At 46.9% G+C, this 13704-nt stretch carries 12 protein-coding genes and 1 riboswitch; of the genes, 11 read left to right on the top strand and 1 reads right to left on the bottom strand.

Features of this window, described 5'->3' with window-relative positions; translation table 11 throughout:
- Positions 1 to 48: 48 nt before the first annotated feature.
- The 7 genes from BLW49_RS19405 to BLW49_RS19375 all read left to right on the top strand — a co-directional run bounded on the left by BLW49_RS19405 (position 49) and on the right by BLW49_RS19375 (position 8534).
- Positions 49 to 741, top strand: coding sequence for a DNA alkylation repair protein (locus BLW49_RS19405; RefSeq protein WP_076312620.1), 693 nt, complete (start codon positions 49 to 51; stop codon positions 739 to 741).
- Between the two features lie 470 nt (positions 742 to 1211).
- On the top strand, positions 1212 to 2174 hold the full coding sequence (locus BLW49_RS19400; RefSeq protein WP_076312169.1) for an ABC transporter permease: 963 nt from the start codon (positions 1212 to 1214) through the stop codon (positions 2172 to 2174).
- 12 nt (positions 2175 to 2186) lie between these two features.
- Complete coding sequence (locus tag BLW49_RS19395; RefSeq protein WP_047913429.1) at positions 2187 to 3059, top strand: carbohydrate ABC transporter permease; 873 nt, start codon at positions 2187 to 2189, stop codon at positions 3057 to 3059.
- Between the two features lie 75 nt (positions 3060 to 3134).
- Positions 3135 to 4754, top strand: a complete 1620-nt coding sequence (locus BLW49_RS19390; RefSeq protein WP_076312168.1) for an ABC transporter substrate-binding protein — start codon at positions 3135 to 3137, stop codon at positions 4752 to 4754.
- Positions 4755 to 4870: 116 nt separating this feature from the next.
- The gene (locus BLW49_RS19385; protein ID WP_371264590.1) at positions 4871 to 5680 is read left to right on the top strand and encodes a Nif3-like dinuclear metal center hexameric protein; all 810 of its coding nucleotides are present in this window, start codon (positions 4871 to 4873) and stop codon (positions 5678 to 5680) included.
- Between the two features lie 42 nt (positions 5681 to 5722).
- Positions 5723 to 6397 (top strand): GntR family transcriptional regulator, encoded by a 675-nt coding sequence (locus BLW49_RS19380; RefSeq protein ID WP_090726280.1) that lies wholly within the window; start codon positions 5723 to 5725, stop codon positions 6395 to 6397.
- A 58-nt stretch (positions 6398 to 6455) separates the two neighbouring features.
- Positions 6456 to 8534, top strand: a complete 2079-nt coding sequence (locus BLW49_RS19375; protein ID WP_090726277.1) for an alpha-glucuronidase family glycosyl hydrolase — start codon at positions 6456 to 6458, stop codon at positions 8532 to 8534.
- A gap of 176 nt (positions 8535 to 8710) precedes the next feature.
- On the opposite strand, the gene BLW49_RS19370 is transcribed toward BLW49_RS19375, so the two are convergent.
- Positions 8711 to 9568 carry a bifunctional 5,10-methylenetetrahydrofolate dehydrogenase/5,10-methenyltetrahydrofolate cyclohydrolase gene (locus BLW49_RS19370; protein ID WP_090726274.1) on the bottom strand — a complete coding sequence of 286 codons (858 nt, stop codon included), beginning with the start codon at positions 9566 to 9568 and terminating at the stop codon, positions 8711 to 8713.
- 52 nt (positions 9569 to 9620) lie between these two features.
- Positions 9621 to 9700, bottom strand: a riboswitch (ZMP/ZTP riboswitch).
- 259 nt (positions 9701 to 9959) lie between these two features.
- On the opposite strand from BLW49_RS19370, the gene BLW49_RS19365 reads away from it, so the two are divergent.
- Genes BLW49_RS19365 through BLW49_RS19350 form a run of 4 tightly spaced genes read left to right on the top strand, consistent with a single transcriptional unit; the run spans position 9960 to position 13519 of the window.
- Complete coding sequence (locus tag BLW49_RS19365; protein WP_090726272.1) at positions 9960 to 10481, top strand: sigma-70 family RNA polymerase sigma factor; 522 nt, start codon at positions 9960 to 9962, stop codon at positions 10479 to 10481.
- 40 nt (positions 10482 to 10521) lie between these two features.
- Entirely contained in the window at positions 10522 to 11670 is a 1149-nt protein-coding gene (locus BLW49_RS19360; RefSeq protein WP_090726269.1) for a hypothetical protein, read from the top strand.
- Complete coding sequence (locus BLW49_RS19355) at positions 11667 to 12638, top strand: ABC transporter ATP-binding protein (protein ID WP_076312162.1); 972 nt, start codon at positions 11667 to 11669, stop codon at positions 12636 to 12638. The genes BLW49_RS19360 and BLW49_RS19355 overlap by 4 nt, the downstream gene beginning before the upstream one ends.
- Positions 12635 to 13519 carry an ABC transporter permease subunit gene (locus BLW49_RS19350; RefSeq protein ID WP_076312161.1) on the top strand — a complete coding sequence of 295 codons (885 nt, stop codon included), beginning with the start codon at positions 12635 to 12637 and terminating at the stop codon, positions 13517 to 13519. The genes BLW49_RS19355 and BLW49_RS19350 overlap by 4 nt, the downstream gene beginning before the upstream one ends.
- Positions 13520 to 13704: the final 185 nt, after the last annotated feature.

The raw sequence follows: 13704 nt of genomic DNA, 5'->3' as shown, positions 1-13704 counted from the left end.
CAGGAAAGAAGGTGAAGCGGTGTGGGAGCATTAACACTAGATCAAGTGATGAGCACTCTGGAGGAGCTGGGGACAGAGCAGACCAAGAAGACATTCCTGCGGCACGGGGCTCGAGAGCCATTCTTCGGCGTCAGAGTCGGTGACATGAAGAAGAGGCTCGTAAAGGAAGTGAAGAAGGATCAGGAGGTTGCGCAGTCGCTATTTAGCACAGGTAATAGTGATGCCATGTATTTGGCAGGTCTTACCGTGAATCCAAAGCTGGTCTCCAAGGAGCTGCTGGAAGCTTGGGTACAGCAGGCTTACTGGTACATGATTGCCGAGTATCCGGTGGCGTGGTTGACCGCAGAGAGTCCATTCGCCAGAGAACTGGCAATGAAGTGGATTCAATCGGACGAAGAGATGGTTGCAACGGCCGGCTGGAGTACCTATTCGAATTATGTATCCATCACACCGGACGATGAGCTTGATCTGGCAGAACTGGCTGGTTTGCTGGAACGTGTAAGATCGACGATACATGAGGAACAGAATTGGGTGAGGTCTGTAATGAATGGCTTTGTCATCAGCGTGGGGAGCTATGTCCAGCCACTCCATGAGCAGGCAATGAATGTAGCACAAGAGATCGGCAAAGTCCATGTAGATGTAGGGAATACGGCTTGCAAAATACCGCTGGCAGAGGAGTATATCCGCAGAGTGGAAGAGAAGGGCAGGCTGTTCAAGAAACGCAAAACCTGTATCTGTTAATACAGCAGATTCACATCATTATAAGGGTTCATGAATAACGGCTTCCGCAGATCCGATCGCGAGGCCGTTATTTTTTGTCATTTCATAATCATGCCTTTAATTAGCTCAGATTTACCCATTTTATGCGTTTTAAAGCATATATAACAAATTTTAAGAAAAATGTATTGAATTCATCAAACTCCTTCATTACAATAAGAGCAACCAACTACCATACTAGTATGACTAGTATGCAATAGCTTCACTTTCACAGCTTCATATCTAAGCTGCATATCCAGCTTCAATTTCAGCACAGATCGCAATTCCACTTGTTGCACCCATTCACGTTTTTTCATTTTAATGCAAATTTGTAAGCGCTTCAACAACAGAAGGGGGTTTAAATCCGGATTAGAACGAAATGGGTAAAAATAGCTCATTTCAGAATTGTAAGCGGTTTTATCAACTTGTTTATACGGATAGGAGTGAAATAAGCTATGGAACCGAAGACTGTAAATCCACCCATGCCGGAGATGAAGGTGGTGAGTAAGAGCAAACGGAGAACGATCCTTTATCTTCTGCGTAAAGACTGGCAGCTCTACTCTCTATTGATTCTGCCGATTCTGTACCTGCTCATATTCAAGTATGGGCCAATGATTGGTAATGTTATCGCTTTTAGAAGATTTGTGCCCGGGGGCAGTATCTTTGGAGAGCAGTGGGTCGGACTTCATTACTTCCGCATGTTTATCGAGGATCCAACCTTCTGGAGAGTATTCAGTAATACGCTCATTCTGGGCGGACTTACGATGCTGTTAACCTTCCCGATGCCGATTGTATTCGCACTGCTGCTAAATGAGGTCAAGAACAAGAAGTTCAAGAAGTTTGTTCAGACGGCTTCGTACCTGCCTCACTTTTTATCCATTGTCATTGTCGCAGGGATGATCTTGCAGCTGACGGCTTTGAATGGCTCGATCAATTCACTGATCCAATTTTTCGGTGGAGACCCGATCAACTTTATGCAGCAGGCTGACTGGTTCCGCACCATTTATGTCACATCTGAAATATGGCAGGGAATGGGCTGGGGAGCAATTTTGTATCTTGCTGCACTGACAACGATCGATGATTCCCTCTATGAAGCAGCTAGAATTGACGGCGCAAACAGATGGAAACAGACGCTGCATGTAACGATTCCGGGGATATTGCCTACGATTGTTACCGTACTGATTCTGAATATGGGCAGCTTCCTGGCTGTCGGCTTTGAGAAGATTCTACTCCTGTACAATCCGCTGATTTATGAGACATCCGACGTGATCTCGACTTATCTGTATCGCGTAGGTCTTGGATCCAGTAACTTCAGCTACGCGACAGCGATCGGATTATTTGAATCTATCATCGGACTTATCCTTGTATTATCCGTCAATGCGATCTCACGCAAGGTAACGGAAAGAAGCTTATGGTAAGGAGGCAGCCACATGAAGGAATCTGTATCGTATAAGGTCTTTAAGGTATTTAACGCATCAGCTCTTATATTCATCGTGTTCATTACGCTATATCCTTTTCTCAACGTTGTTGCTCAATCTTTCAGCAGTGAAGCCTATATCAATTCCGGTCAGGTCAATCTGATTCCGAGAGGCTTCAATATTGAGACCTACAAGAAAGTTGCAAGCGATTCCATGTTCTGGACTAACTATAAGAACACCATCATATACGCTGTCGTCGGAACTCTGATATCGATGTTCTTGACTACAATCTTTGCGTACGCCTTATCCAGAAAACGGCTGATGGGACGCAAATTCCTGACGGTGTTCGCTGTGTTCACCATGTTCTTTAACGGGGGTTTAATCCCGAACTATGTCCTGATCAACACCCTTGGAATGGCAAACTCCATGTGGGCAATTGTTCTTCCCGGTGCGATCAGCATCTACAACATGCTTATTATGAAATCCTTCTTTGAGAATATGCCGGAGGAGCTGGAGGAAGCCGCTGCGATTGACGGACTGAACACATACGGGATATTGCTTCGCATTGTGCTTCCGTTAAGTAAAGCCGTGCTGGCTACCATGATTCTCTTCTATGCGGTAGCACACTGGAACTCCTGGTTCCCAGCCTTCATCTATCTGGATAAGAAGGAGCTGTTCCCTGTCACCATCTATCTGCGGAACATGATCGCTGCGGCAACAGGCGGTGCAGCAGTTGGTGCGACTTCCGCGGATAATTTGACTCAGATATCAGCAAACATCAAATCGGTGACCATGGTTCTTACCATTTTACCTATACTAACGATTTATCCTTTCGTTCAAAAGTACTTTGTTTCTGGTGTCATGCTCGGATCTGTCAAAGGGTAAGGATTCCTATCTCTCGGTCACAATGGCTTAGAGAACCACAAATTGCGAGATTACAAATCGTAGGGGGATGTTGAGATGAAGAAAAAATGGGGTAAAGTATTGCTCACAGGATTACTGAGCTTGTCTCTGGCAGCATGCAGCAATGGCCTTGGCACTCAGGAAGCGGAAATTCAGAACAAGGGCGCGATGGAGTCCTACGATATAGGCGATACGTTCAAGGCGACGGAACCTTTTAATCTGTCTATTATGTATAACGACAATCCGGCTTACCCGATCAAGCAAGACTGGACGCTCTTCAAGAAAATCACGGAGATCACAGGCGTTACATTGCAGCCTACGATTGTGCCGATGAGTGATTACAGCCAGAAACGTTCACTGCTCATTAGTTCTGGAGATGCTCCGCTCATTATTCCGAAGACTTACCCAGGAGAAGAAGCTCCCTTTGTTGCTTCGGGGGCAGCACTTCCTGTAAGCGATTACGTAGATCTGATGCCGAACTACAAGGATAAAGTGGAGAAATGGGGGCTTGAAGACGAGCTTGAGGGACTCAAGCAGGAAGATGGCAAATACTATGTACTTCCTGGTCTTCATGAAGCTGTATGGCCAGACTACACTCTCATCGTGAGAACGGACATTTTCGAGAAGCACAACATTGCGATTCCAACGACTTGGGATGAGCTGTATACCGCACTTAAACAATTGAAGGAGGAGTATCCGGACTCCATTCCATTCTCTGATCGCTTCAAATTCAATAGTACGTTGAGCATTGCTGCAATGGGCTTTGGAACCAAAGCCGGCTGGGGTTTTGGCAATGGACTCACTTTCAAGGAAGATCAGGATCAATTCGTATATACAGCAACGACACCAGAGTATAAAGAAATGCTGGAGTACTTTAACAAGCTGGTAGAGGAAGGGCTTTTGGACAAAGAGAGCTTCACTCAGGATGATGATCAGGCGGTTCAAAAATTCGTTTCCGGCAAATCCTTTGTCATCAACGGCAACTCTCAAACGGTGGTCATGCATCGCAGCGATATGGATAAGACGCTAGGCAAAGACAACTATTCCATTTCCAAGATTACAGTGCCTGGCGGCCCAGCAGGGCAGTTAATGTCCGGTTCCAGACTGGAGAATGGTGTGATGATCTCTTCCAAAGCATTGGAGAGCGAGAACTTTAAAGCCATTATGCAATTCATTGACTGGTTGTATTACAGTGATGAAGGTCAGGAATTTGCGAAGTGGGGCATAGAGGGCGAGACGTTCACTAAGGAAAATGGAGTACGGAAGCTTGTAGACGATATTAACTATAATGGCTTGAACCCAGAGGGTACACAAGATTTGCGTATCGATCATGGTTTCTCCGGCGGTGTATTTGCTTATGGTGGTGCGACAGAGCTGCTTCATTCCATGTTTAGTGAAGAAGAGCTTAAATTCCAAAATGATATGAAGGAAGTCAAGGAAGTGATTCCTGCTGAACCACCAATCCCTTATTCTGTTGAAGAACGCGAAAGAGTCACTCTCCTCAGCACACCGCTGAAGGATTATACCGATCAGAATACGTTCAAATTCATTCTTGGCGAGCGTGATCTGTCCGAATTCGATACATTTGTATCGGAACTGGAGAGCCAAGGTGTGTCTCAATATCTAGAAATTGCGAATGAAACGTACAAGGAGTATAAGGCACAAGCTGGTGAGTAAACGTTCAGGCGAGTAAAAGTTAAGGTTATCGCAGGAGGCAGCCGTTTCGCCTACGAAAAGGCTGCCTCCTCTTTTATTGATGACGACTGAACCTTCAAAAATCAAGACACTGGAGAGTGAGAATATTGGATGTCACCGTACAGGATGTGATCCGCAGCTTGGAGGAGCCGGCCGGTGTGCTTGAGTCGACAGTAGACAAGATCATATGCGGCCGTTCGCATGAGCTCGTCCAGGGCATTGCAGTATCATTCTCCGCAACTTATGAAGCACTAAATAGAGCGGCAGAGCTTGGAGCCAACCTGTTTATTACCCATGAGGGATTGTTCTACAGTCATCATGAGGGAGCACATGAAATGCTGAAGTCAGATCCGGTATACCAAGCGAAGCAGGCGCTTATTGAGGCGAGGCATCTAACGGTTTATCGATTTCATGATTATCCACACCGATATACTCCTGATGAAATTACACTTGGGCTGATTGAAGCGATTGGATATGACAGATATGCAATTCGGCACTTGTCTTCAGCATCCATTATTCATCTGCCATCAGGTCAAACGGTAAGGCAAATTACGGAGCATCTCAAGGCGAAGCTTCAGCTCTCTCATGTTAGAGTTATTGGAAATATGGATATGATATGTGACCGTATAGGTATCACTGTGGGATACAGGGGTGGAGGTCCGCACCTGATTCCTATGTATGAGAATGAACAGCTGCAGCTCATTATTGCAGGTGAGGGACCGGAATGGGAGACCCCTGAATACATACGGGATGCGTCAGCCCTTGGAGGCAGCAAGTCACTGATCCTCACAGGCCATGCGGCCAGCGAAGAGCCGGGGATGAGGCGAGCCGCAGACAGGATTCGTCAGCAATTCCCGAATGTGCCGGTTCACTTTATTCCAGTTGCCCCCATCTTTCAGGTAGTATAACAGCAAGCGGAACCAAATAGCTTCGAAGAAAGAGGTAACGGTATGTCGACTGAGCAGAAGATCAAAGGCTCAACCAGAGCCTACTCCTATGATTTATTGAAGGATCGTATTCTACGCCTGGAGCTTCCGCCAGGGACGAAGATCTCAGAGAAAGAAATTGCGGATGAACTGAATGTAAGCAGAACTCCAGTCCGCGAAGCGTTTATGAAGCTGGCTGAAGAGGAGCTGCTCGATATAATTCCGCAGAGCGGAACCCTTGTCTCCCGTATTCATCTTGCTCATGTAGAGGAGGGCAGATTCATTAGGGAGAAGCTGGAGAAGGAAATCGTAGAGCTGTGCTGTGAGCACTTTCCAGAGGAATTCAAGTTCAAGCTGGAGACGAACATTGCGATGCAGGACGTATGTGCAGATAAGAAGAACTACCAAAAGCTGTTTGAGCTCGATGAGGAATTTCACCAGATTCTTTTTCATGGCACTGGTAAGCAGCGGACCTGGAAAATGCTGCAGCAGCTTAACATTCATTTCAATCGTCTAAGACTGCTCCGGCTGTTGACGGATTCCAACTGGGAGAACATCATTTCGCAGCACAAGCAGATTTATCAATTGATTGTGAACAAAGAGACGGAGCTGGCCGGAAAGATGATGGAAAATCATCTGCGGCTTGTCGTTGTAGATCAAGATATATTGCGTGAGAAATACCCGCATTATTTTGTGTGAGGGACTTTTTAGGCTAGGTATAATTTAAAGCAAGGTAAGGGAGAGGAGTTTTTACGTCATGGCACAGATCACACAGCTTCCACATTCTGCTGCAGACCGCGGCTGGCTTAGATACGAGAGTATGGCATCCTGGCAGGGTTCTTTTGAAATTTCCAAAATTGGATGTATGGAACGTTCCCACATTACAGAGTCAGCCCTTCGGGAGCTGCAATATGGAATCTCGGAAATGTTCGGTGTACTGCCTGAAGTGCTGGACTCCAGCGATAAATTAACAACAGACTGTATTCGTCTAGCTGTCGTCCAAGAGGAATTGCCGCCAGAGCTTGATGCAGCTTCATGGGCACAAGAGCTGAATGAGGAAGGATATGTCCTTAAGTCTTTTTCTGATAACAGTACGGCAATTCATTCTCTTTATGTTGTGGGAAAGACCGATAAGGGGCTGCTGTATGGAGCATTTCATTTGCTTCGTCTGCTTCAAATGGGAGAGGAATTAAGAGATCTTCACATTATAGAGAATCCCAAGAACCAGCTGAGAATGATGAACCATTGGGACAATATGGACGGTTCCATCGAGCGGGGTTATGCGGGCAGATCCATCTTCTTCAAGGATCATCAGTTTGTTCAAGATGATGCACGAATTCGTGATTATGCCCGCTTGATGGCCTCGATTGGAATCAATGGTATTGCGATTAACAACGTGAACGTGCATGAGGTGGAAACGCGGCTGATCACACCGGAGTTTTTGCCGGATGTGGCGAAGGTGGCGGGGATTTTTAGAGCGTATGGGATTAAGACGTTTCTTAGTGTCAATTATGCCAGCCCGATTCAGCTTGCAGGGATAGCTACGGCTGACCCGCTCGATGAGAAGGTTGCGGCTTGGTGGAAGGATAAGGCACAGGAAATATACAGCTACATACCTGATTTTGGGGGCTTTGTCGTCAAGGCGGATTCTGAGGGTCGCCCTGGGCCGTTTACCTATAACCGGACACATGCTGACGGTTCCAATATGCTCGCTGATGCACTGGAGCCCTTCGGAGGCATTGTGATCTGGAGATGCTTTGTCTACAACTGTCTTCAGGACTGGAGAGACCGCAAGACGGATCGGGCCCGCGCCGCATACGATCATTTCAAGCCGCTTGACGGACAGTTCAAGGATAATGTGATTCTTCAAATCAAGAATGGGCCGATGGACTTTCAGGTTCGAGAAGGGGTGTCCCCGCTTCTCGGAGCAATGCCGCATACGAATCAGGTTCTGGAGTTCCAGATTACTCAGGAATATACCGGCCAGCAAAGACATCTATGCTACCTGATTCCACAGTGGAAGGAAATCCTTGATTTTGATACTTACGCCAAGGGAGCCGGATCAGAGATCAAGAAGGTAGCTTCAGGTGAATTGTATTCGTATAAATACAGTGGAATTACGGCGGTCATTAATGTGGGCGATGATCATAACTGGACGGGTCACACGCTTGCGCAGGCGAATTTGTACGGCTATGGCCGTCTGACATGGAATCCGGATTTAGCCGAGGAGCAGATTACCTCCGAATGGATCAAGCAAACCTTTGGATCAAACCCTGAGGTGCTTGAGGCTGTAAGTACGATGCTTCAGGATTCGTGGCCCATCTATGAGAGCTACACTTCACCGCTTGGCGTAGGCTGGATGGTTAATCCGGACCATCACTATGGACCTAATGTGGACGGCTATGAATATTCCAGGTGGGGAACGTATCATTTTGCAGACTGTAATGGCATCGGCGTCAATCGGACGGTCAAGAATGGTACCGGTTATACAGCGCAATATTTCCCGGAAAATGCTCATAAGTACGAATCACTGGAGACCTGTCCGGATGAATTGCTGCTCTTCTTCCATCATGTACCGTATACGCATGTCCTGAAGTCCGGCAAGACGGTCATCCAGCATATTTATGATAATCACTTTGAAGGTGTGGAAGGTGTCGAAACGCTGATTGGGCGCTGGAGCAAGCTTGAGGGACAGATTGATTCCGAGCGCTATCAGGGTGTAATGGAACGGTTGGAGGGACAGCTTGCTCATTCGAAGGAATGGAGAGACATTATCAATACTTATTTCTATCGTAAATCAGGAATTTCAGATGAGCTTGATCGTACCATTTATTAGATTTACAGAGGAGCTTATCTGATTCAGAATGGTGCTCCCCTCATTTGATATGATAAGGATTTATGTATAATATAAATTTGGAAAAATATGCTATGATAGCCATCAGGCCCTTCCATCAGGAAGGGCCCTTTTATAATCTTTGCAAGCTAATCGCTTAAAAATGCTGCATCATGAAATTACTGCTCTTGCTTCAGTAATGACTTGTACGCCGATTTTACCGTATGCTCAATCAAGGTCGCGATGGTAACGGGGCCGACACCGCCAGGTACAGGCGTGATGGCAGAGGAGTGCGGCAAGCAGGCATCATAGTCGACATCACCGATGTTCCCTTTGTTGTAGCCTGCATCAACGACAACGGCTCCCGGCTTGATCCAATCTCCTTGTACGAAGTTCGGTTTACCTACGGCAGCGACCACAATGTCTGCCTGTTTCACAATCGCTTCAATATTTACCGTTCTGGAGTGGCAGGTCGTCACCGTTGCATTGCGATTCAGCAGCATCGCCGATACCGGTTTGCCAAGGATCGGACTGCGGCCGATGACTACGGCGTGCTTGCCCTCCATTGGAATGTTATAGAAGTCAAGAATGCGGATAATGGCCTGCGGTGTGCAGGATGGATAATCCGCTTCGCCAAACGCGTTCAGTGCATAGCCAAGCGTCGTTACTCCGTCTACATCTTTTTCAATGCTGATCGTGTCAAAGCATGCTCTTTCATCAATATGATGCGGGACCGGATGCTGCAGCAGAATGCCGTGAACGGAAGGGTCTTGATTCAGCTTGTTGATTTCTTGAATCAGTTCCTCTGTCGTTGTCTCGGCAGGAAGCACCACCTTGATCGACTCCACCCCGATTCGTGCACAAGCATTCCCTTTCATACGTACGTAAGTTGCCGAAGAAGGGTCATCTCCAACCAGGATGGTAGCCAGACACGGCTGGATTCCCCGCTCCTTCAGTTCTTTCACCTTTGCTCCCGTTTCTTCTCTCATGTAATCTGCTACCGTTTGACCATTCAGAATCAGTGTGTTGTCGCTCATCCTCACATCGCCCTTTCCAAGTAAAAAAGAGGCAAGGAAACCTAAGTTTCCTTACCTCTGCCCAGGCGTACGGCTATATCTAATCACATGCTCCCTCACGGTTCACCGTGTACGCCAGTTACATGTGACGTTCTTAATTGTAATGTATAAGTGAGACCTCATTATGAAAGAACAGTTAAAAAACGAAGCTCACCCCATGATGGTACTGCATTTTGTCGAATTGTTCAATAGGGATACACAAGATTTGGAATGATGAGCTATATCCGGCTTCGGTATAATTAATATAGAATTTGAAAAAGGACTCAATTAAACATTTTTTATAAAACGTGCTATAAAAATAAACCGTCGTCCGTCTTATGTATAGCTGCAGCTGAAAGGAGACGTTAAACATATGGAAGGACAGGAAATCGACGTTTTCCGTACAGTGTTTGAAGAGCATTACCCTATTGTACGACGAAAACTGATGGCTCTGATCCAGGATGAAGCCGCCGCGGAAGATCTTGCGCAAGAGGTATTTATTCGGCTGTATCGGAATCCGCCAGATGATCCGGGTGCGATAGGTGCATGGCTTCACCGTGTACTGACTCGCATCGGATATGATTATATGAGTAAACAAATACGAGAACGGAAGCTCAAGGAGAAGCAGGAGCAGTACTATGACAGCAGAGAGCAGCTCCTGTCCTCTGGAGAAGAGATTGTACTGAAGCGTATGGATCAGGAAGAAGTACGTGAATGGATGGATGATCTGCCGGAGCGCGACAGACAACTGCTGATGCTGAAGTATTCAGGCTACAGTTATGCAGAGATAGCGGAAGAACTGAATGTAAGGCCTCCCCTTGTCGGCTCGATGTTAAGCAGAGCTACAAGCAAGCTGAGGAGAAAGGTTCAGGGAAAGTCCGCGCCACAGTCCTGAGGATCATACCAATTAGCATAGTAAGGAGTTGAACGTGCACATGACATCAAAGCCGAACGGAAAAGACGAGAACAAGCAGCTTGAAGATGCTTGGAACAAGCTGGCGTCAAGGCTTGAAGAAGAAGAAATGAGCCCCAAGTGGTCAGCATGGTCCATGGAGCGTGGAAACGGGCCTAAGGCAGCACATCCATTAAAGGAAGATGTATTAAAAGGTGTATTAAAAAATGAAATCAGGGGAGAGAGATACGATATGACGGATCATCAGAATCAGGAGAAGCAGACCGCTGTTGTGAAGAAAAAGCATCATATGAAAAAGCCGGTTAAGAAGTGGCTCAGCATAGCAACGGCGGCGGCTGTGGCAGGAGTCATGATCGCGACTCCGCTCGGAGATAAGGCGCTTGCCGCGATACTAAACCAATTCCGTATGGATGAGGTAACGGTAGTTAATGAAGGAGATGTTATGGACTTCTTCAACTCAGTATCTGGAGGAAGCAATTCATCGGACTTTATCAACAAGCATGGTTCGTTTACGAATGCATATGGACCTGAACTCAACAATGAAAAATTAAGCTTACAAGAGATTGAAGAGCTAACCGGGCTCACAGCATATGAGAATGATATTTTCAATGTAGAAAGTTATTATGCATTTACCTCACAGACGATTACGATGAAACTGAACATTAATGAAGTTAACACGACAATGGCGCGGCTTGGTGCCAAGGAATTAATGCCTGAATCTCTCGATGGGAAGCCAATTACGTTCCATATCCCAGCGACGCTGCATCAATATTACCATGCAGATACAGATGGAGAGGAGCTGTACGCTTCGTTATCTCAACAGAAGCTTCCATCAGTAGAGGTTGATCCTTCTGTCTCAGTAGAGGAAGCAGTCAAGGCAGTGCTGGACTTCCCGATGCTGCCAGATAATCTGAAGACAGCGATTAAATCAGACAGTATCTTGTCTGGCAAGCTTCCAATGCCAGTGTTTACGGATGGAGATACCGAGAAGGTAGAAGTGAAGGAAGTGCCGGTCGTTATTATTGAACAAGATTATGTATCTTCAACTGGGAAGCCTGTTTATACAGCTACATGGACGCAAGACGGCGTATTGTTCAATTTGTCCGGCGACTCGTTGTTTGATTCCAAAGACAAACTGCTCGCACAGGTGGAGGAGATGATTACGGAATGACGGCCGCCATTCACACCGAAGGTTTAACCAAACAATTTAGCAACGGACGCGGCTGCCGTGACGTATCCATTACGGTCCAGGAAGGGGAAGCCTTTGGCTTCCTCGGACCGAATGGAGCAGGCAAGAGTACTTTCGTTAAGATGCTGGTAGGGCTTACCTATCCAACGGGCGGCAGTGCATCGATCTTTGGACATCCGATTCACTCCGTTGAAGCAAAAGGACAAATTGGCTATTTGCCTGAGCTGTTCCGATATCAGGAGTGGCTGACCGGCGAAGAGGTCATGAAGCTTCATGCCAAGCTGTGCGGCGTTAGCTCTTCCGATGCAAAGCGGCGCATTCCTGAGCTGCTGGATGAGGTTGGACTTGGCAGCCGGGGCAAAGGCAAGGTAAAGGATTATTCCAAAGGAATGCAGCAGCGCCTCGGACTCGCAGCAGCGCTCGTAAGCGATCCGAAGCTGATCTTCCTGGACGAGCCTTCCTCCGCACTTGATCCGGTCGGACGCAAGGAGGTTCGCTCCATATTGCAACGACTGAAGGCTCAGGGAAAGACGATATTTCTGAATTCCCACATGCTTGAAGATGTCGAAGCCGTGTGTGATCAGATTGCGCTGTTAAACAACGGGGAGATTTTACGTACCGGCGATGTGGGCTCTGTCCTGCAACAGAGGATCACTTATCGGTTTAAAGTGGGTGGCTATACGCCAGTGATCCTGACCTGGCTGCAGGAAGAGACCGGGATTGAGATACAGGTGGACAGTAAGACGGCAGGTTCGTTGCCCGCTTCTCAAGAACAGCACTCCACCTGGCTTGTCGCTGAGCTCGATAACGAGGAGCAGGCAGGCTGGATCAACTCCCTCATTATGGAGCAGGGGATGACACTCTATGAAGTGAACAGAGTAACCGGCAAGCTGGAGGATTGGTTCCTTACCGCCGTATCGGGACTTAGCCATCGGGGGGAACACGAATGATACTGATTATGAATATGACCTGGAAAGAAATGCTGCGCAAGCGTGTCATGATCCTTGCAGGCATTCTTTCCATTCTGTTTCTGGTTGCTTATTGGTTTATTGGAGCAGCGATTGCTGACAGCAATCGGTCCAGTGGCTTTATGTCAGGAAGTAACTTAATCACAGACTATGCCAGCGGTGTATTGATGATGATGATCGGTTTTTTCTTCGCTGGATTTGTTGTGGCACTACTGTCTATCTTCAGTTCCTTCTCCTCCATAGCAGGTGAGGCCGAGCAGGGTGTTATGCAAGCTCTTCTGCCAAGACCTATCCCAAGATGGAAATTTTATATCGGCAGATGGCTTGGTTATGTATCCTTGCTATTGTGTTATACACTCGTGCTCTACACAGCCATTATGATTATTACAGATATTCATGCAGCAATTCCGCAGGATCCAATGGTTCATATTCAGGCTTTCTCATTGTATGCGCTGGTCATTGTACTGCTGATCTCGTTGACCATGCTTGGCTCCACAAGGTTCTCTTCGCTTGGAAATGGCGTGTTTATGACGATGCTGTTTGGCGCGGGCTGGCTTGGCGGTATGCTTGAGAAGATTCGAAGCATAGGGATCATTGATATCATGGATGCGGAGGTAGCTGTCAAGCTGTCCAATATCTCCGGCCTGATGTCGATGCTGATGCCTGTCGATGCGCTTCAACGAAAAATGCTGCACGGTTTAATTGGAATGGATGAGCTAGGCGGGCTTGTCGATATCAGCGGCATGGTAGCCGAGTTTTTTGTTGGTGATCCGCCTTCTGGCACATTTGTTGTGTATGCTCTTATCTACACGGCCATCGTATTCGTCTGGGGCATTCTGCGCTTCCAGCGTAAGGATCTGTAAATTGATCCGTTCAGTTCAATAAGTGGTTCGTAATTAGATCGTTGCAAAAAGACCATCGCGAAGTACGACGAAGTGGTAATCCTTCCCGTTGCAGGGAAGATCGTTATTGATTCGGATTCTTCCCGAGGGTCTTTTTGTCGATTAAAAAGTAATTGCCTAAAATGGATCGTTTTGGTATGATAGTG

It is taken from the genome of Paenibacillus sp. PDC88 (genome assembly GCF_900106725.1).
Classification (GTDB): domain Bacteria; phylum Bacillota; class Bacilli; order Paenibacillales; family Paenibacillaceae; genus Paenibacillus; species Paenibacillus shunpengii.
Note: the sequence above shows the minus strand (reverse complement) of the source record. Positions and strands in the feature narration are given on the sequence as shown.

Coding starts and splice junctions, on each gene's coding strand:
- BLW49_RS19375 (WP_090726277.1), top strand. CDS start 6,456: ATGGCACAGATCACACAGCTTCCACATTCTGCTGCAGACCGCGGCTGG.
- BLW49_RS19370 (WP_090726274.1), bottom strand. CDS start 9,568: ATGAGCGACAACACACTGATTCTGAATGGTCAAACGGTAGCAGATTAC.
- BLW49_RS19395 (WP_047913429.1), top strand. CDS start 2,187: ATGAAGGAATCTGTATCGTATAAGGTCTTTAAGGTATTTAACGCATCA.
- BLW49_RS19390 (WP_076312168.1), top strand. CDS start 3,135: ATGAAGAAAAAATGGGGTAAAGTATTGCTCACAGGATTACTGAGCTTG.
- BLW49_RS19405 (WP_076312620.1), top strand. CDS start 49: ATGAGCACTCTGGAGGAGCTGGGGACAGAGCAGACCAAGAAGACATTC.
- BLW49_RS19365 (WP_090726272.1), top strand. CDS start 9,960: ATGGAAGGACAGGAAATCGACGTTTTCCGTACAGTGTTTGAAGAGCAT.
- BLW49_RS19400 (WP_076312169.1), top strand. CDS start 1,212: ATGGAACCGAAGACTGTAAATCCACCCATGCCGGAGATGAAGGTGGTG.
- BLW49_RS19380 (WP_090726280.1), top strand. CDS start 5,723: ATGTCGACTGAGCAGAAGATCAAAGGCTCAACCAGAGCCTACTCCTAT.
- BLW49_RS19350 (WP_076312161.1), top strand. CDS start 12,635: ATGATACTGATTATGAATATGACCTGGAAAGAAATGCTGCGCAAGCGT.
- BLW49_RS19360 (WP_090726269.1), top strand. CDS start 10,522: ATGACATCAAAGCCGAACGGAAAAGACGAGAACAAGCAGCTTGAAGAT.
- BLW49_RS19355 (WP_076312162.1), top strand. CDS start 11,667: ATGACGGCCGCCATTCACACCGAAGGTTTAACCAAACAATTTAGCAAC.